This window comes from Bacillus pacificus (genome assembly GCF_020861345.1).
Lineage (GTDB): Bacteria > Bacillota > Bacilli > Bacillales > Bacillaceae_G > Bacillus_A > Bacillus_A pacificus.
The window spans coordinates 1,561,804-1,581,158 of the sequence record NZ_CP086328.1 but is presented as its reverse complement, the minus strand read 5'-3'; the positions used below and the strand labels follow the sequence as shown (position 1 = coordinate 1,581,158).

At 36.7% G+C, this 19,355-nt stretch carries 13 protein-coding genes and 2 pseudogenes; all 15 read right to left on the bottom strand.

The annotated features are described in order from the left end of the window. Positions 1 to 252 precede the first annotated feature (252 nt). Positions 253 to 1,239 (bottom strand): choloylglycine hydrolase family protein, encoded by a 987-nt coding sequence (locus tag LMD38_RS08290; RefSeq protein WP_228920247.1) that lies wholly within the window; start codon positions 1,237 to 1,239, stop codon positions 253 to 255. 265 nt (positions 1,240 to 1,504) lie between these two features. Continuing rightward, positions 1,505 to 3,448, bottom strand: a complete 1,944-nt coding sequence (gene mutL, locus LMD38_RS08285) for a DNA mismatch repair endonuclease MutL (RefSeq protein ID WP_016718294.1) — start codon at positions 3,446 to 3,448, stop codon at positions 1,505 to 1,507. Positions 3,449 to 3,456: 8 nt separating this feature from the next. Next, a complete protein-coding gene (gene mutS, locus LMD38_RS08280) occupies positions 3,457 to 6,135 on the bottom strand; it encodes a DNA mismatch repair protein MutS (RefSeq protein WP_000196017.1) in 2,679 nt (892 codons plus the stop codon). Between the two features lie 181 nt (positions 6,136 to 6,316). Beyond that, the gene (gene cotE / locus LMD38_RS08275) at positions 6,317 to 6,859 is read right to left on the bottom strand and encodes an outer spore coat protein CotE (RefSeq protein ID WP_001288798.1); all 543 of its coding nucleotides are present in this window, start codon (positions 6,857 to 6,859) and stop codon (positions 6,317 to 6,319) included. Positions 6,860 to 6,984: 125 nt separating this feature from the next. Beyond that, positions 6,985 to 7,416: a YlbF/YmcA family competence regulator gene (locus tag LMD38_RS08270; protein WP_000870462.1), complete on the bottom strand. Its 432-nt coding sequence runs from the start codon at positions 7,414 to 7,416 to the stop codon at positions 6,985 to 6,987. Positions 7,417 to 7,419: 3 nt separating this feature from the next. Beyond that, positions 7,420 to 8,949: a tRNA (N6-isopentenyl adenosine(37)-C2)-methylthiotransferase MiaB gene (gene miaB / locus LMD38_RS08265; protein WP_001005374.1), complete on the bottom strand. Its 1,530-nt coding sequence runs from the start codon at positions 8,947 to 8,949 to the stop codon at positions 7,420 to 7,422. Between the two features lie 426 nt (positions 8,950 to 9,375). After that, positions 9,376 to 10,242: a 2-oxoacid:ferredoxin oxidoreductase subunit beta gene (locus tag LMD38_RS08260; RefSeq protein WP_000190154.1), complete on the bottom strand. Its 867-nt coding sequence runs from the start codon at positions 10,240 to 10,242 to the stop codon at positions 9,376 to 9,378. Continuing rightward, the gene (locus LMD38_RS08255; RefSeq protein WP_000625421.1) at positions 10,229 to 11,986 is read right to left on the bottom strand and encodes a 2-oxoacid:acceptor oxidoreductase subunit alpha; all 1,758 of its coding nucleotides are present in this window, start codon (positions 11,984 to 11,986) and stop codon (positions 10,229 to 10,231) included. Before LMD38_RS08255 ends, LMD38_RS08260 begins: the two co-directional genes overlap by 14 nt. Before the next feature lie 227 nt (positions 11,987 to 12,213). Next, a complete protein-coding gene (locus LMD38_RS08250) occupies positions 12,214 to 13,137 on the bottom strand; it encodes a dipeptidase (protein ID WP_016718295.1) in 924 nt (307 codons plus the stop codon). 58 nt (positions 13,138 to 13,195) lie between these two features. Continuing rightward, positions 13,196 to 13,456 (bottom strand): stage V sporulation protein SpoVS, encoded by a 261-nt coding sequence (spoVS, locus tag LMD38_RS08245; RefSeq protein WP_000404341.1) that lies wholly within the window; start codon positions 13,454 to 13,456, stop codon positions 13,196 to 13,198. Positions 13,457 to 13,604: 148 nt separating this feature from the next. Then, positions 13,605 to 14,399: a TIGR00282 family metallophosphoesterase gene (locus LMD38_RS08240; protein WP_001221095.1), complete on the bottom strand. Its 795-nt coding sequence runs from the start codon at positions 14,397 to 14,399 to the stop codon at positions 13,605 to 13,607. 164 nt (positions 14,400 to 14,563) lie between these two features. Next, complete coding sequence (rny, locus tag LMD38_RS08235; RefSeq protein ID WP_000099774.1) at positions 14,564 to 16,126, bottom strand: ribonuclease Y; 1,563 nt, start codon at positions 16,124 to 16,126, stop codon at positions 14,564 to 14,566. A 485-nt stretch (positions 16,127 to 16,611) separates the two neighbouring features. Next, positions 16,612 to 17,034 (bottom strand): annotated as a pseudogene (locus tag LMD38_RS08230) (recombinase RecA); the annotation flags it as partial. A gap of 327 nt (positions 17,035 to 17,361) precedes the next feature. Then, a pseudogene (recA, locus tag LMD38_RS08225) lies at positions 17,362 to 17,970 on the bottom strand (recombinase RecA); the annotation flags it as partial. 144 nt (positions 17,971 to 18,114) lie between these two features. Then, on the bottom strand, positions 18,115 to 19,353 hold the full coding sequence (cinA, locus tag LMD38_RS08220; RefSeq protein WP_062822534.1) for a competence/damage-inducible protein CinA: 1,239 nt from the start codon (positions 19,351 to 19,353) through the stop codon (positions 18,115 to 18,117). Positions 19,354 to 19,355 lie beyond the last annotated feature (2 nt).

Below are 19,355 nucleotides of genomic sequence, written 5' to 3'. Positions count from 1 at the left end.
TGCTGATATACAGCGCTTTTTTATACATAGATAATGGAAGAACAAAAAAGGTATGGATATTTTCCGCACCTTTTTTGTCCTTTACTATTTATAAATAAAGCCTACCAGCAAAATTTTACTTGTTGAAGTCATCGGAGAAAGGAGTAGATTTATGATGAATCACAAAGTTAAAGAAGCACCCATGAATTATATAGGCCATTATTGTTCTATTATATATATTTAAAAATTTACTAAACGTTGTTTCAAAGCAACTTAGTTTTCATAAAATATTTTTTGTTTCCGTTGGAACGGATAGGCTTTAATCTCATCTGTATCTAAATTTTCATGAAATAAATGAATGGCTATAATTTGTCTACAATCGTAAGTATGATAATAATATGTTTCGGACTCCATACACATTACACTTGTATATATGGTATTATCTAGTGCACCTTCTTCTGTTATTACTCCACCTTTAGGAACCTCGCAATTTGATAAGATATGAAAAAGAGCTGATACTCCCTCTTCTTCACTATCTATACCTTGAATGTTTTGTTTGCCATATGCTGCCCGCACAAATCTTGATGGTGGAGTGAAATCCCCTGGAAGTCCCATTGAGCCCGATCCCTGACCAAAAGCACTTAATGGTAAATTACTCCACTCTGTTGGCGCGAATGGCTGCGATTTAAGACCTATGTATTGTCTTAAATTTTGCAAATGCCAATTAAACTCCGGACTATTCGTCATCACTCCTAGTGGGTTGTCATACATTTTTAATCCTTCATTTGTCGGCTCCAGTACAATACAATCTCCCCATTTATCTGCCAAAATCCAATGTAGTGGTGGCGTAAGTCCTAAATCCGGTAACGGTATGTCCAAAAAGGTAAGGCTATCTACAGATTTCTTTAACTCTTTGACAGAATTGAATTGTGTCAGACTCCAAGTCACAAAATCAAATGGAGCTAAATTCGTTTTGTTGTCATCTATGCTTTGACTATAAGTAGCGAATCCTGGAAAATAGAGTGTTGCACATGTCATACCTGCTTCATTTACTCCGTCCGCCATAATGATCCTTCCTTGATGATTAATTCCCATTCCGACCGCAGCATGTTTCGTATTAATGATTTCACCAGTTATATTATTCCACTGGTAATCCCGAGGAATGATTATTACTTCTTGATTCATATCTAATGTGAAGTCCATCGTTCTTGCAAAAAGATGCTGATCGTTTTTTGTCTGTAATGTCAAACTAGTACACATAGATAACACCCCATTTTATGATTTTATCTATACTTTACATAATTCTGATAAATCTGTAAAATAAAAACCTCTTTCCTTACAAACAAATTGAGAACGCACATATAAAGTATACATACGTTGAGGTTATCTCTAGTTTATAACTTTTTAAAATATAGTTGCAAAAGAATTATATGAAAAAGGAGCGAATTGTTACTATCGCTCCTTTTTATTTCTTTCTATATTTTATTAAAATAACCAGAGACCATTTTCTCTATGAACAGTATCCCTACATAACCCTCTTAAACATCTTTTCCAATTCATAAGTAGAATGATGCACAAGAATTGGTCTGCCGTGCGGGCATGTGTATGGGTTTGTTGTTGTACGAAGTTCTTCCAGTAAAGCAAATATTTGATCGTTCGTTAAATATTGATTTGCTTTAATTGAAGCTTTACAGCTCATCATGATGGCTGCTTCTTCACGTAGTTTTTTTATATCAACTTTTTTTAGTTTAACGACTTGTTCCATCATTTCATCGATAATTTCTGTTTCTTGTCCTTTCGGGAACCACGTTGGATGTGAGCGGACGATAAAGGATTGATGACCGAATTGCTCCAAAAATAGTCCAACTTTTTTTAGTTCTTCTAGTTGCTCTTCGACACGTAAAAATTCGGTAAGAGATAAATCGATACGGTATGGTACGAGTAGTTCTTGTACTTCTTGTGCTACTCGTCCTACTTTATCACGGTAGTATTCATAATTAATACGTTCCTGCGCGGCATGCTGGTCAATCATATATAAGCCTTTATCATTTTGAGCGAAAATATATGTTCCATGCATTTGTCCAATTGGATAAAGTGGCGGCAAATCATTACCGTTCATTTCAATCTCTTCTATTTCCTGAACTTCTTCTTCTAATTCCTCTAATTCAAAGTCTTCATCGTTACTGTCCCATGATTTCTCTTCTCGAATCGGTTCTTCCATTATCGGTTTAGTAGATGGTTGCCAACTTTGCTCTTCTCTTACGAGCGACTGTGGTGGTTGCCATTCTTGCTTCGGCGGTTGCCACAGTTGTGCTGGCTGCTTCACTGCCAGCGGTTCTTCTTGTTTTTCATCCATGCCTGTCGGTAAAATAATTTCCGGCATAGATGGCTCCTTCGGCTTCGCATGCTCAAACTTGAACTGTTCTTGCACACTTTCATCTTTTTCTTTTTTCTTCGTTGTCACACCCGCATCTGGAATGAGCTGTATTTTTTTGAATGCTGCTTGCAATGTTTCTTCGATAAGCTTTAGCAATTCTTGTTCTTTACTAAAACGAACTTCTAATTTCGCAGGATGTACGTTAACGTCAACTAGCATTGGATCCATTTCAATCGATAAGAAGCCGATTGGATATCGTCCGACTGGCAATAATGTATGGTATCCTTGCTGAATAGCTTTCATTAATACGAAATTTCGAACGTAACGACCATTTACAATCGTTGACATATAATTTCGAGATGCTCTCGTTACTTCTGGTAATGTTACATAGCCTTTAATTGTGAAATCTAAAGATTCCGCTTCAATTGGAACAAGCTTCTTTGCAACTTGAATGCTATAAATCGATGCAAGTACTTGTCTTACATCACCATTTCCTGATGTATGAAGCAATTTCTTTTCATTATGAAATAGCTTTAACGATACTTCTGGGTGTGACATTGCAATACGATATACGATATCTGTAATATTCCCAAGCTCTGTATGAATAGTTTTCATATATTTAAGACGCGCTGGTGTATTAAAGAATAAGTTTTGTACTGTAATATCTGTTCCTTTTCGGCTCGCTGTTTTCTCCTGCTTTATAATGTCTCCACCTTTAATAATAAGGTGCGTACCAGGTGCATCACCTGTGCTAGTGATTAATTCTAATTCACTAACTGAGGCAATACTCGGCAATGCCTCACCTCGGAAACCGAGTGTTCTTATGCGAAACAGATCGTTTTCATCTTTAATTTTGCTCGTCGCATGTCGTTCAAAAGCGACAATACAATCTTCTTCTGCAATACCATCACCGTTATCAATGATACGAATTTTCGATAACCCAGCTTCTTCTAAGTGGATTTCAATAGATGTACTATTCGCATCGATAGAATTTTCCACAAGTTCTTTTACAACTGAGGCCGGACGCTCTACTACTTCCCCTGCCGCAATTAAGTTTGAGAGTTGGTCATCGAGTTTGCGAATTTTCCCCATCTACTTACTCATCCTTTCTTTAACTTTTTCTGTAAGCGATACAGTTCATTCATCGCTTCTAAAGGTGTCATATCAAGTAAATCAATTTTTTTAATTTGCGCAAGTACTGCCGTTTCTTTTGTATCTAGAACTGGCTTGTCTTGTTTTTTCGGGGACTGTTCTCCACCAAAGAATGATAGTTGTGATTCTTCTTCATTCTCTACCTTTGTTTCTTCTATTTCTACTGGCGCTTCTTTTACAACTACAGGTTCTGGAATTACTTCTTGCTCTTGCATTTTCACTTCTACACGCTTTGGAATAATAATTTCTTCTTGTCCTTCTAATTGCGCTAACACTTCTTTCGCACGAGCAATTAAGCTATCTGGAAGCTCCGCAAGTTGCGCAACGTGAATTCCGTAACTTTTATCTGCTGCCCCGTCTTGAATTTTATGAAGGAATACTACTTTTCCGTTCTCTTCAATAGCTGAAACGTGTACATTCTTCAGTTGATCCAAACTTTCTTCTAGCACTGTCAATTCATGATAATGTGTAGAGAATAACGTTTTTGCACCAATTTGGTCGTGAATATGTTCAATGATCGCTTGTGCAAGTGCCATACCATCATACGTAGATGTACCGCGTCCAATTTCATCAAATAAAATTAAACTTCTTTCTGATGCGTTTGCAATTGCATTTTTCGCTTCTAACATTTCGACCATAAATGTACTTTGACCTGAAATTAAATCATCTGCTGCGCCAATTCTCGTAAAGATTTGGTCAAATACAGGTAATACTGCTTCTGTTGCTGGTACGAAACAACCGATTTGCGACATAACCGTTACAAGTGCTAATTGTCTCATATACGTACTTTTACCAGACATGTTCGGTCCTGTAATTAAAAATACATCCATATTCTCTGGCATAATACAATCATTCGGTACATACAATTTCCCGTTCAATACTTTTTCTACGACAGGATGACGACCATCTTTAATGAAAATTTCGCGCTTCGTTGTTAGTACAGGTTTTACAAACTGTTCCTCTTCACTCACTGTCGCAAAACTTTGCAGTACGTCTAATTCACTAATCACTTTCGCTAAATGCTGTAATTTCGGAATAAATACTTTTACTTCTTCACGAAGCGCTGTAAATAAATCGTATTCTAGTTGTACAATTTTTTCTTCAGCTTCTAAAATTAATGTTTCTTTTTCTTTTAGTTCATCTGTAATGAAACGTTCCGCATTAGCAAGCGTTTGTTTACGCTCATAACGGCCTTCTGGTAATGCTCCAAGGTTCGCTTTCGTTACTTCAATGTAGTAACCGAAAATACGGTTGTATCCGATTTTTAACGATTTAATTCCTGTAATATCACGCTCTCGTTTTTCAAGCTCAGCAATCCACGTTTTTCCGTTTTTACTCACGTAACGATATTGATCAAGCTTGTCATTATAACCATCTTTAATAATATCTCCATCTTTAATAGAAAGCGGTGGATTTTCTTGAATACTTCTTCCTAGTAATTCTGTTAAGCTCTCGCATGGATCTGCACCTTGAATTAATCTCGCTGCATACGCGTTATCTAACAAACTAATCGCTTCTAAAATAGCTGGTACTTGCAGTAAAGATCGTCTTAACTGTAATAAGTCCCTTGCATTTACATTACCGAATGCAACTTTCCCTGCTAAACGTTCTAAATCATATACTTCTTTTAACTTTTCTTTTAAATCTTCACGCAAGAAGTAATCATTTACAAACGTTTCAACCATTTCTAAACGCTCTTCAATTCGTTCTTTCTGTATAAGTGGACGTTCCATCCACTGTTTTAACATACGACCACCCATAGCAGTCTTCGTCTTATCTAATAGCCATAATAATGATCCTGTTTTTTCTTTCGTTCGAAGTGTTTCTGTCAGCTCTAAATTTCGCTTTGAATGCACATCAATCTTCATAAATTGATTCGTATAATAAATTTCCACAGGCTGCAAATGATCTAATGAACGTTTTTGCGTTCTTATTACATAGTTAAATAAGCGCCCAACTGCTTTAATTAACTTTGCTTGTGAAACATTTTTCACAAGATGTTCTAGCCCTTCAGGAATTGCCGTTGCATCTTCATATGAAATCGTCATTTTTAACGTTTCAGTTAACTTGTTTAGTTCATCTTTAGAAAAGGAAGAATCTACAACAATTTCTTTCGAACCAGTTGCATACACTTCTAATAAAATATCTTCTACTGAACCAGTCAATAACGTTACTGTATTTTGCCCAGTCGTTAAATCGTTACAAGCTAACGCATATGATCCATCTTCAAAATGTGTTAATGCGGCTAAAAAGTTATTTTCTTTCTCGTCAATCGTACGCCCTTCCATCATCGTTCCTGGCGTAATTAATTGTACTACTTCACGGCGCACTACACCTTTAGCTGTTTTTGGGTCTTCTACTTGCTCACAAACCGCTACTTTATATCCTTTTTCAACAAGTTGTTCAATATAGTTTTTAGCCGCATGATACGGTACACCGCACATCGGTATACGTTCACTACTACCACCGTCTCGGCTCGTTAATGTAATTTCAAGTTCGTGGGCTGCTTTAACCGCATCCTCAAAGAACATTTCATAAAAATCACCTAAGCGGAAAAATAAAAAGGCATCTTGATAGTCTGCCTTAACTTTTAAATATTGCTGTATCATAGGCGTATATTGCGTCATACTTATCCTCCATAATTCTTACATAATAATCTATATTCATATATGTCACATTTCACGGACACTCTTATCTCCTATTTCAGGAGTCTTTCTTCATTATAGCACATTTCATTAGCAATCATGTTCATCTAAGCACCACTTATGTAAAGTAAAAAGCTAGGAAGAACTTCTCCCTAGCTTTCTATTACTCTTCTTCTGCATCAACGATAAAGTTCGGATCTAACTCTTCAAACTCATCATCTTCAATTTGGAAAGCATCATCTGATTCTACACAACCTTCAGGGTTTACACTTACACAAATTTTCGTTTCGCCAACTACTTCTGTTACAAATTCACGTTCTACCGTTACAACAATTTTATTACCATTTGGTGATACAAGAGCTTCTAAACAATTTGGTGGCTGAATGACACGAGCAATAATTTCTAAATCATCACCAGAAAAGTTTTTATCACGATATCCAATGCTTACTTCATCTGTGTAGTTTACACGTTCTGTTACAACTTCTGTCTTTGTATTGCCATCGAATGAATACCAAGTGTTCACATCGTAGAAACCTTCAATTTCCACATGTTTTCCATTCTTTCTTGCTTCGTACGAGTGGTTAATTACCCAGCACCCTAAAATACTTGTTGGCTCATTATTCGATTCACATGTATGCGTTGACTTTGTATACTTACGTCCTTTTCCAACCACTGCTTTTGTAATAATCTCTCTAAATTCGGACATTCGTAACCCTCCTCAATCACTATTCACTTAATCATATGCGTGACAATAGCGGAATGTGTCATTCTTTTTTTGAGAAGAACTTACGTTTAATTCACTAAAAAAAGAGATGTCAATTCGACATCTCTTTAACAACCACAATTTCCTTTTTTACTTTCTACCGCTGCGCCCGTTTCACCCTTCAATACATCGCCATTAGTTGAAATTAATATTTCATCTGTTACGTTGTTAGAAATCGTACTTGCAACTAGCTGTAGTAAGTCATTTACATATGTTTGTGAAGATTTAAATTCTTGTACAACTGGGATACTATCTAACTTATCTTGCAGGGCATCAATTTCAGCTTCTACTTTTTTCAAAGCTTCCCATTTCCCGTAATGTTGCAAGTTTACTGCTTGTTTTTGCAGTGCTTTAATTTCATCAATTGCGCGCTTCACATTTTCATTTTTATGAATTTGCGCCTCTGCTTTCTTAAAGAAATCAACTTCTTCTGTTTCAGAAATCATTTTTGCTAATTCTTTCGCTTGCTCAACAATTTCATCTTTCGAATATACTTTCATCTATTATTCCACCTCAATCGGCTCTTCAACTAATTCTCCGTTAAGAGACCAAGTTTTTGCATCCGTTACTTTTACTTTCACAAGCTGACCAATTAAAGACTTTGGAGCAACGAAATTTACAAGTTTATTCGTACGAGTATAACCTGCAAGTACTTCTGGATTATTTTTACTTTCCCCATCAACTAACACTTCTACAATTTGACCTTTATAACGATTATTCTTTTCAATTGCCAATTTATTTACTAATGCATTTAAGCGTTGCAGACGTTCTTTCTTTACTTCCATCGGTACATTGTCTTTCATTTTTGCAGCTGGTGTACCTTCACGCGGAGAATAAATAAAGGTAAAGGCAGTATCAAACCCTACTTCACGATATAACGACATCGTTTCTTCAAATTGCTCATCTGTTTCATTCGGGAAACCGACGATAATATCAGTTGTTAATACCGCATTTGGAATTGCTTCTTTAATTTTTCTTACAAGCTCTAAATAATGCTCACGTGAATATTTACGCGCCATAATTTTTAACATTTCTGTGCTTCCAGATTGAACTGGTAAGTGAATATGTTCTACTAAGTTGCCACCTTTTCCAAGCACTTCAATTAAGTGATCATCGAAATCGCGTGGATGGCTCGTTGTAAAACGAATACGGGCAATATCAACTTTACGGAGTTCGTCCATTAAATCGCCAAGACCGTATTCTATATCTTCAAAGTCTTTACCATATGCATTTACGTTCTGTCCAAGTAACGTAATTTCTTTATAACCATTCGCAGCTAAATGACGAATCTCTTGGATAATGTCTTCTGGACGTCTGCTTCGCTCTTTTCCGCGTGTATACGGTACGATACAATATGTACAGAACTTATCACAGCCATACATAATATTTACCCAAGCTTTAATATCACCACGACGTACTTTCGGAAGATTTTCAATTACGTCTCCTTCTTTGGACCAAACTTCAACTACCGTCTCCTTCGAGAACATTGCATCTTTTAGAATGTACGGTAATCTATGAATATTATGCGTTCCAAACACCATATCTACATGCTGATTTTTTTGCATAATTTTATTTACAACAGATTCCTCTTGAGACATACAACCACATACACCAATTAAAAGATCAGGATTTCTTCGTTTTAGCGCCTTTAAATGCCCTAGTTCACCGAACACTTTATTTTCAGCATTTTCACGAATAGCACAAGTATTTAATAATACTACATCTGCTTCTTCAGTTGAAAAGGTTGGTTCATATCCAAGTGCAGTGAAAATACCCGCCATTACTTCTGTATCATGCTCATTCATTTGACAACCATATGTACGAATATAGAACTTTCTTCCTGTACCGAAATTGCGAAACTCTTCAGGTAAGCCAAAATCCCGTTCAATTTTAACTTCTTCTTTCCCTCGCTTTTTCGCCTCTTTTAAGGAAGGTGGTTGGTATACACTTTCAAAGTATTTACTATAATCTTTCTCTTCTTTTTTCTTAGAGGAATTTGCTTGTTGACTTGCTAATCGTTGTTGCTCGTTCATCGGTAATCTCCTTTCACCCTTAACTATACACACTTTATAGTCCATTTTAATGCGCTTAGACCCACCTCAAAAATGGTTAGATAGCTTGAGAGATAACTTGTCCTTTGAAACTTGAGTAACCAATCTAATCATCTATAAGAATGAAGTCTTCCCCACACAAATAGACATTCCCTTTTTATATTTCTTTTTGTCCTACTAAAAAGCATATTGCTTTATCCCTATAAACATTACCATAGTATGAAGCGTTTCGCCAATTTTAACAAAAAATTGGCGCTGTCTTATCTTACATTTTATTAGCAATGAACTTACCATTTCCATACAACGATTTACATATTATTGTACCATTCTGAATTTTCTAAGTAAACAAGGCTACCTTATTTTCACTCATAAAAAAAGGTTGCCAAATGGCAACCTCCTCTTCTTATATTACATAAATTCAGCAACAAGTTCATCAAACATTTTCTGATCCATATTTAAATCAGATTGCACTAAAGGCTTCTCACTATATCCTTTTACTAGTTCTTGGTATGAAGGTTGCGCTGTATTTTGATAAATTAAACCAGTTACCAATCCGTTATTTTCCATTAATGTTTGCATAGCCATCATGCGATTAGACGGATCATATCCCTCTACTGTACTTAGTTTTGTTAAATTCTCTTTAAACCAATCGTAAGTATTTACTTTATTGTAAGTAACACATGGGCTAAACACGTTAATTAATGAAAATCCTTTATGATTAATACCAGCTTCAATAATTTGTGTTAATTCTTTTAAATCACTTGAAAAGCTTTGCGCCACAAATGTCGCACCAGCTGTTAAAGCCATTTCCATAACATTTAGTGACGGTTCGATTGAACCTTGTGGTGTACTTTTCGTTTTGAATCCAGCTTCACTACGTGGTGAAGTTTGCCCTTTTGTTAATCCGTAAATTTGGTTATCCATTACGATGTACGTAATATCAATGTTACGACGAATAGAATGGATCGTATGTCCCATACCAATCGCAAATCCATCACCGTCACCACCTGATGCGATAACTGTTAAATCACGGTTTGCCATTTTCACACCTTGCGCAATTGGAAGGGCACGACCATGAATACTATGCACACCATATGAATTAATATATCCTGAAATACGACCTGAACAGCCGATACCAGAAATAACAGCAAGTTCATCTGGATTTAGGCCAACGTTAGCTGCCGCACGTTGAATTGCAGCTTGCACTGAGAAGTCTCCGCAACCTGGGCACCAGTTTGGTTTTACACTGTTACGAAAGTCCTTAAATGTTGCCATTTAATACAACCCCTTTTTTGCATTCGTTGTAAATCTCTTTCGGTAAGAATGGGTTTCCATCATATTTTAAAAGACTAGAAATTTTCTCACCGTTACCAAGATTCATTTTCATAATGTTAGCAAGTTGACCTGTTGCATTGTTTTCTACCACTACAACACGCTTCGCATTTTTCACAAGTGGATCGATTTCAGCTGTTGGGAACGGATGAATTAAACGCACATGAGCATGGTTTACTTTCATACCCTCTTGTTCTAAGCGCTCCATTGCTTCTTCGATCGCACCACGAGTTGAGTTAAATCCAACAAGCAATACGTCTGCTTCTTCATGCTTAACATTTTTATAAACAGGGGTATTAAACTTCAAGTTCTCCATTTTACGGAAACGTTTGTCCATTTGATCTTTACGGTTTATAGCTGATTCAGATGGTTTACCCGTTTCATCATGTTCTACACCTGTAACATGGTGAACACCATTTTTCATACCAGGTAAAACACGTGGTGAAACGCCATCTTCTGTTACTTCATAACGCTTGAAGTATGCTTTATTTTCACGTTCTGGTAATTCCGCTTCTAAATCAAGCTTACCGCGACGAATTTCCACTTTATCTAACTTAAGTGGTTCTACTGTCTGTTTCCCTAAAGAAAGCTGTAAATCTGTTAAGAAAATAACAGGTACTTGATATTCTTCAGATAAGTTAAACGCTTCTACAATATCATAGAAAGCTTCTTCCACTGTACTTGGCGCCATTACGATTTTTGGAATTTCACCGTGCGTACCGTAAATCATTGCCATTAAATCAGACTGCTCTTGTTTCGTTGGTAATCCTGTACTTGGGCCACCGCGTTGTGTATCAACAATTACTAATGGCGTTTCTGTAATACCTGCTAAACCGATTGCTTCCATCATTAAGGATAGACCTGGACCAGCAGATGCAGTTAATGTACGAACACCAGCATAGTTTGCACCGATTGCCATTGTACAAGCTGCGATTTCATCCTCAGTTTGGATTACTGTTCCGCCGACTTTTGGCAATTTTTTAATTAAGTATTCCATAATTTCTGATGCAGGTGTAATTGGATATGCAGACATAAAGCGAGCACCACCAGCTACTGCACCAAATGCAATTGCATCGTTCCCAATCATAAACATGCGTTTCTGACCATCAGCTTTTTCAAGCTGCATCATGTTTACTTTTTCACCTAGTAACTCTTTCATATATTGAGAGCCGCGCTTAATTGCGTCCATGTTCTTTTGAACGACTTGCTCTCCTTTACGACCAAAGATCTCTTCAACAACATCTAAATAAGCTGTTTCATCTAATCCTAATACCGCACTTGATGCTCCAACAGCAACCATGTTTTTCATTAATGATGTGCCTAATTCTGAAGCAATATCTGTAAACGGTATCACATATAGATTTACATCTGTATTGTCAGGTATTGTCGGATTAAATTTCGCATCTGCAACTACAATCCCACCTGGACGTAATTCGTGGAAGTTAAAATCAATTGTTTCTTGATCAAAAGCAATTAAAATATCTAAATCATCTGAGATCGCGCGTACTTCTGTTGTACTTACACGAATTTTATTATTTGTATGGCCGCCTTTTATACGTGATGAGAAGTGGCGGTAACCGTATAGGTAATATCCTAATCGGTTTAATGCAATACAGAAGATTTCTCCTGTACTTTCAATTCCTTCACCTTGTTGGCCTCCAACTTTCCATGAAAGTTGACTAATCATCTCCTACACCCCTTTTGGCTGCATTCATTGTAGTGTATTTTTTTACAGTAATAGTTTAGCATTTTTTATGCAAATAAACTACAATGGACGCAAATTATGCCTCTTCTGATTTCCCTGAATCTTTAGTATAAAGCTATTTTGTTTTTCATTCTAGTATTAGGTCTTAAAAAAAGCAATAATATCAAATGAATTAATTCTAATTTTTCTGGATTTTTAAAACAAAAATTTTAAAAGCTTATACGTTCAACAAAATTATCATATAAAAATCGCTCTACAGTAGATGCAGCATAGTGTTTACAAAGCTCGTTAATTACATTTTCATAATCTCCATACGCTGATACATCTACAACCGTTTCTAATATCCCATCAAAATCCGAACCAAATCCTATATTGTTCTCTCCCCCCAACGAACAAATATATTCGATATGTCTTATTATATCTGTTATATTCGCTTGTTTTTCACTTGTTAGGAACTGTGGTACAAAAGTAACACCAATCACGCTATTTCGCTTTATAAGAACTTTAAGTTGTTCATCATTTAAATTACGTGGATGCTGACAAAGTTTCCTACAATTTGAGTGGGAGGCAATTGGATTTCTTGCAATTTCAATCACATCCCAAAAACTCCTTTCATTCAAATGAGAAACATCAGTCCATACATGTAATGTATTAAATTCTTGTACAACATGTTTACCAAAAGTCGTTAAACCCGCCCCACGCGTCTCTAGCGCACCATCAGCTAATAAATTGGCATAATTCCATGTTAGTCCAAAAGAACGTACTCCTAGGCGATAAAACAACCGTAATTTCATTTCATCTTTTCCAAGTGCTTCGCATCCTTCTAGTGTTAATATTGCTCCAATCTCGTCCTGTTTTAACATGTTCATATCATCTTTTGTCCGAATAAACTTTACACCCGGTAGTGATAAAATTTCATTATAAAAAATATCTACCATTTGTAATGCCACTTCAAATCTTTTTTCATACGCCACTGTTTCTGGAACATATATAGCAAAACATTGTATACTTCCTTTTCTTCTCTTTAACTGTTCAAACGTAATATGTAATTGCGAATCATGTTTAAAATCCTTTTTCCCCTTCGCATTCCATAACTGAAAGAGTACATCACAATGGGCATCAAATATTTTCATTTCCATTCCTCCATTATAAAAACAACCTGTTTGCATACTGCAAACAGGTTGTTTAAACTTAACGAGGTTCTACAATTAATTTTATTGCTGTACGCTCTTCCCCATCAATCATAATATCCGTAAACGCTGGGATACAAATCAGGTCCAAACCACTAGGCGCTACAAATCCTCTTGCAATTGCTACTGCCTTTACCGCTTGGTTCAATGCACCTGCACCAATGGCTTGAATTTCTGCTGTTCCGCGTTCGCGAATAACACCTGCAAGTGCACCAGCTACAGAATTAGGGACCGACGTTGCTTTAACTTTTAATATTTCCATTCCGCGTTTCCTCCTCGTTTCTATAAAAAGTATTAGCAATTATTTCACTTTAACTTATATTCACGAGGAATGACACGTATTCCTGCTAAATTTCTGTAATTTTTCTAAAAAATTAAAAAATAATAACTTATCTAAATTTTAATGGAAATTACTCAAAAAATGGCTGATCATCATTAATTAAGATACGCTCAATTTTCTTAGCTTTTCCTGTATTAGGATCCACATCAATTAGCACTGCACTTAATTGTGTTCTACCATTTGTCACTTCAAATCGTACTGGTAAGTTTGTTAAAAACTTCTTCAATACTGCTTCTCGGTCCATACCTAAAATTCCATCGTACGGCCCTGTCATACCAACATCTGTGATATATGCCGTTCCGCTTGGTAAAATGCGATTATCTGCTGTAGGAACATGCGTATGTGTACCTACTACCGCTGTAGCACGACCATCTACATACCAACCTAACGCTTGTTTTTCGCTTGTAGTTTCCGCATGGAAATCAACAAAAATAATATTCGTACGTTTTTTCGCAATGTTAATTAATTCATCCACTTTACGGAATGGACAATCAATTGGAGGAAGGAACGTACGTCCTTGTAAGTTAATAACTGCAACTTCTGTTCCATTACAGTTCACAAAAATAAGCCCTTTTCCTGGAGTTCCTTCTGGGAAGTTAGCTGGTCTTGCAAGATATTTTGCATCATCAATAAATTCAAATACTTCACGGTTATCCCAAGCGTGATTTCCAAGTGTAACCGCTTGTGCTCCGCATTCTAAAAAGTTTCGGTATATTTTTTCCGTAATTCCACGTCCACCTGCTGCATTTTCTCCATTAATAATGGTTACTGTAGGTGTATATTTCTTCTTTAGTGCCGGTACGTATTGTTGAATCATACCTCTACCAGGAGATCCTACTACATCCCCAACAAATAATATTCTCATATGTCTTACCCTTCCTATGTACTACATTTTTTATTACTATAGCTTCAAGTAATTATCTTACAATATATTTATTATAAGTTTGTTTCACTTGTATGCTAGGTATAACTAATTTCCTTTATTTTAACCAATTCCAACACAAAAAAATAAAGTGGTGTTTCACCACTTTATTTTGCGTATTCCACTGCACGTGTTTCACGAATAACAGTTACTTTAATATGCCCTGGGTAATCCAGTTCATTTTCAATACGTTTTCGAATATCACGAGCTAAACGATGAGCTTCTAAATCATCAATTGTATCTGGTTTTACCAGAATACGAACTTCTCGTCCTGCTTGAATTGCGAAAGATTTTTCTACGCCTTCATAAGACTCTGAAATCTCTTCTAACTTTTCAAGACGACGAATATAGTTCTCAAGTGTTTCACTACGAGCTCCAGGTCTTGCAGCTGATAATGCATCTGCTGCTGCAACTAAAACTGCAATGATAGAAGTTGGTTCTGTGTCTCCGTGGTGAGATGCAATACTGTTTATAACTACAGGATGCTCTTTATATTTCGTTGCAAGTTCAACACCAATTTCAACGTGGCTACCTTCTACTTCATGGTCAATCGCTTTACCGATATCATGTAATAGACCAGCACGTCTTGCTAGTTTTTCATCCTCACCAAGCTCTGCCGCCATAAGTCCAGTTAAATATGCAACTTCCATAGAATGTTTTAAGACGTTTTGTCCGTAACTTGTACGGTATTTTAAACGACCTAAAATCTTAATTAAATCTGGATGTAATCCGTGAACACCCACTTCAAACGTTGTTTGCTCTCCGACTTCGCGAATATACTCGTCCACTTCACGTCTTGATTTTTCGACCATCTCTTCAATACGCGCTGGGTGAATACGTCCGTCCTGTACTAGTTTATCAAGAGCGATACGAGCTGTTTCACGACGAATTGGATCGAATCCAGAAAGGATAACCGCTTCTGGTGTATCATCGATAATTAGGTCAATACCTGTTAACGTTTCTAACGTACGGATATTTCGACCTTCACGCCCGATAATACGTCCCTTCATTTCGTCATTTGGAAGATTTACAACCGAAACGGTTGTTTCAGCAACATGATCAGCTGCACATCTCTGCATTGCAAGAGATAAAATCTCTTTTGCTTTTTTATCCGCTTCTTCTTTCGCACGAACTTCACTTTCTTTTACCATTACGGCAATTTCATGAGAAACTTCACTTTCTACTTTACCAAGAATAATTGCTTTCGCTTGTTCGCGTGTCAGATTGGAAATGCGCTCTAATTCTGTTTGTTGCTTTTGAACTAACTCTCCCACTTTGCTTTCCAACTCTTCAATCTGTTGTTGTCTCGCTACAAGAGAATCCTCTTTCTTTTCTAACTGTTGCTCGCGTTTATCGAGCGTTTCGTCTTTACGATCAAGGTTCTCTTCTTTTTGCATTAAACGATTTTCTTGTTTTTGTAATTCGCTTCTACGGTCACGAATTTCTAATTCAGCTTCTGTACGAAGTGTATGAATTTCATCCTTTGCTTCTAAAAGCGCTTCTTTCTTAAGTGCTTCAGCCTCACGATTCGCTTCGTCTAGAATACGTTTCGCTTCATTGGCTGCACCATTAATCTTCGCTTCAGCAATAGACTTTCGAACAAAAAAGCCAACAACTGCACCGACTGTTGCAAGCAAAATGGAGATGAGTATCCAAACTGTACTACTCATGATTTCACCTCCCCTTGCTATGAATGAAAAAAGACTGTCGGCATGTACATTGAATACCAACATACAGCAAAGACCGTCGTCCCGCTTTTTTAAGGGACTTTCTTCATTTCACAATTAAAATGTCATATTATTATTTCGGCAAGATTTAAGTCTTACTCCGAATATTACTTCTCTTCTTGAGAAGAGTGTTTCGTATATAAGAAAAAATATACATTCTCATTGTATCTATCGCAATTTTCATTGTCAAGCGTTGTCTACTTTTACTTTCTTTACCTTCAGCTCTAATTTATATAGGAATGTAAAAAGCAGAGAGCATATTATCCTGGAAAACCTTAGTAAATTCCAGTTTATTCATGTAAAACACGCATATATCCCTCTGTACACATAATGTTTTAGATGGATTAAATATTTTATCTCCAACAATATACAACGCTTTCATAATGATACAAAAATAAAAGACACGAAGCCGTGTCTTTTATCCCACTTTAATCAAGAAGACTTGGATCTTCCATATCTTCAGCACCTGAATCTTCGCTAATTCCGTGATGCTCACGAATAAAGAAGGCAATTTCTTCTCTTAAATCCGTATTTTCTTTTAAGAACTGCTTCGAATTTTCACGACCTTGTCCTAAGCGTTCTTCATTATAAGAGTACCAAGCACCACTCTTTTGAACGATATCAAGTTCAGAAGCCATATCTAAGATTTCACCTTCTCTTGAAATACCTTCTCCGTACATAATATCAACTTCCGCAACACGGAATGGTGGTGCCACTTTATTTTTAACTACTTTTACTTTTGTTTTATTACCAACAATGTCGTTACCTTGTTTTAATTGCTCCGCACGACGTACTTCAAGACGAACAGTTGAATAGAATTTCAACGCACGACCACCTGGAGTTGTTTCTGGCACTATCTATAGATTTTCCATCTCTATAGTCCGGACTATCTCTTCATCTCTTTACAGAGAGCCTTGCACTTCCAGCAGTAGCCTATCATCTGCCGTACCCTACTCAGTTAACTAAAAGTCCTTTTCGGTAGTCTCTACACCTTCCCCATATCACTATGGAGCTTGGCACGGTATTACCCTAAATAATGGTGGGCTTCACCGTTAGCAACTATATGAATAGTTACACCCTTAGGCAATAAGGTTCACAAGGTTTTTTAACATGCTATCACTAGCAAGGGAAACCCATGGTAAACTCCTTAATCTTTACGATTAAGCAACTTGTAGTTGATTTCCGAACATAACCCCAACTTTTTCACGAATTTGGTTAATAAAGATTGCGATTGTTTTTGATTTATTGATTGCACCTGAAAGTTTACGAAGTGCTTGAGACATTAGACGAGCTTGTAAACCTACGTGTGAGTCACCCATGTCTCCTTCAATCTCAGCTTTTGGTACAAGAGCTGCTACAGAGTCAATTACGATAATATCAACCGCACCACTTCGTACAAGTGCCTCTGCGATTTCTAAACCTTGCTCCCCTGTATCAGGTTGTGATAATAGTAATTCATCGATGTTAACACCTAATTTTTGTGCATATACAGGATCCATTGCATGCTCAGCATCGATGAATGCCGCTTGTCCACCTTGGCGCTGTACTTCTGCAATTGCATGTAATGAAACTGTTGTTTTACCTGAACTTTCAGGTCCGTAAATTTCGATAATACGGCCACGTGGGTATCCGCCTACTCCTAGTGCCACATCTAGTGCTAAAGAACCACTAGAAACCGTAGAAACTTTACGCTCTGCTTGTTCTCCTAATTTCATAATTGAACCTTTACCGAATTGCTTCTCTATTTGTTTTAACGCCATATCTAACGCTGCTTGACGATCACTCATTCAAAATTCCTCCTTAACTGAATTGCTAATCTTATTATACCTATTTTCAATTCAATTTGCCAACAAAAATCGAACATTTATTCGATTTTTTTATTTTTCATTAAATATAACCGCATTTAACCATTAAAAAAAGCTAAAAGAGACTTATATCTCTTCTAGCTTTTTATACAAATGATAAAATCCATATTTTGCTGAGCGTTCCCTAATTTGTTGACGACTTCCGCTTAAATTTAGAGGAAAGACTACAGTTGGTTCATCTTTAATCGCCAATCCAACAAATACAGTTCCCGGCTCTTTATGTTCTGAAGCATCTGGTCCTGCTACCCCAGTGAAACTAATTCCGATATCCGCTTTTAATAATTCTTTAACATTTTCAGCAAGATAACGAGCACATTCTTTACTAACTGCACCGTCAGTAGACAACACTTCCTCAGGTACATGTAATACATGTTGCTTCACATCATTATGATAACAAATGACACCGCCTTTAAATACGGAAGATACACCAGCACTTTCTGTTACTTGATTACCGAAGAGACCACCTGTTAAACTTTCCGCACACGCTAAAGTTAATCCTTTTTTCTTCAATAACTCTATCGCCTTATAATGCAGAAACTCTTGGTCATACCCGTAGAAAAACTCTCCTACTCTTTCTAAAATCAAATCTTCCACATGCTGAATGAGTTTCTCTGCTTCATCAACATTTTGATGTTTAGCAGTTAAACGTAATGTCACTTCTCCATCATTGGCAAGCGGGGCAATTGTCGGATTCGTTTGTCCATCAATTAAATCTTGAACTTTCACCTCTAATTGAGATTCTCCAATTCCGAAGAAGCGAAGCACGCGAGAATAAATGTTTTCTCCTGTTGTAAAGTTACGTAAAAAAGGCTCTACATAACTTACATACATTGGCTTCATCTCTTTCGGTGGTCCTGGTAATAAAATATAAACTTTTCCGTTCTTATTTAACCCCATACCAGGTGCCATACCGTGATCATTTACAAATACATTTGCCCCATTCAAAACGAGTGCCTGCTTTTTATTATTTTCAGTGAACTCACGACCTGTACGCTTAAAATAATCGCTTATTAATGCTAATGCATTTTCGTCATATACAAGCTCTTCCCCTAAGCTAGACGCAATTGTTTCCTTCGTCAAATCATCTTTTGTCGGGCCTAATCCACCTGTAAAAATAAGCATGTCCGCACGCTCTTCTGCAACTTCAATCGCCTGCTGTAATCGTTTGTTATTATCTCCAACTACAGTATGGTAGTACACATTAATGCCAATTGAAGCTAACTTTTCAGATAAAAACTGGGCGTTTGTATTTGCAATTTGTCCAAGTAATAATTCTGTTCCAACCGCAATAATTTCAGCGTTCATCC

Bases quoted from the DNA above. Each gene is read 5' to 3' on its own strand.
- LMD38_RS08290 (WP_228920247.1), bottom strand. From the start codon at position 1,239: ATGTGTACTAGTTTGACATTACAGACAAAAAACGATCAGCATCTTTTT.
- mutL (WP_016718294.1), bottom strand. From the start codon at position 3,448: ATGGGGAAAATTCGCAAACTCGATGACCAACTCTCAAACTTAATTGCG.
- mutS (WP_000196017.1), bottom strand. From the start codon at position 6,135: ATGACGCAATATACGCCTATGATACAGCAATATTTAAAAGTTAAGGCA.
- cotE (WP_001288798.1), bottom strand. From the start codon at position 6,859: ATGTCCGAATTTAGAGAGATTATTACAAAAGCAGTGGTTGGAAAAGGA.
- LMD38_RS08270 (WP_000870462.1), bottom strand. From the start codon at position 7,416: ATGAAAGTATATTCGAAAGATGAAATTGTTGAGCAAGCGAAAGAATTA.
- miaB (WP_001005374.1), bottom strand. From the start codon at position 8,949: ATGAACGAGCAACAACGATTAGCAAGTCAACAAGCAAATTCCTCTAAG.
- LMD38_RS08260 (WP_000190154.1), bottom strand. From the start codon at position 10,242: ATGGCAACATTTAAGGACTTTCGTAACAGTGTAAAACCAAACTGGTGC.
- LMD38_RS08255 (WP_000625421.1), bottom strand. From the start codon at position 11,986: ATGATTAGTCAACTTTCATGGAAAGTTGGAGGCCAACAAGGTGAAGGA.
- LMD38_RS08250 (WP_016718295.1), bottom strand. From the start codon at position 13,137: ATGAAAATATTTGATGCCCATTGTGATGTACTCTTTCAGTTATGGAAT.
- spoVS (WP_000404341.1), bottom strand. From the start codon at position 13,456: ATGGAAATATTAAAAGTTAAAGCAACGTCGGTCCCTAATTCTGTAGCT.
- LMD38_RS08240 (WP_001221095.1), bottom strand. From the start codon at position 14,399: ATGAGAATATTATTTGTTGGGGATGTAGTAGGATCTCCTGGTAGAGGT.
- rny (WP_000099774.1), bottom strand. From the start codon at position 16,126: ATGAGTAGTACAGTTTGGATACTCATCTCCATTTTGCTTGCAACAGTC.
- cinA (WP_062822534.1), bottom strand. From the start codon at position 19,353: ATGAACGCTGAAATTATTGCGGTTGGAACAGAATTATTACTTGGACAA.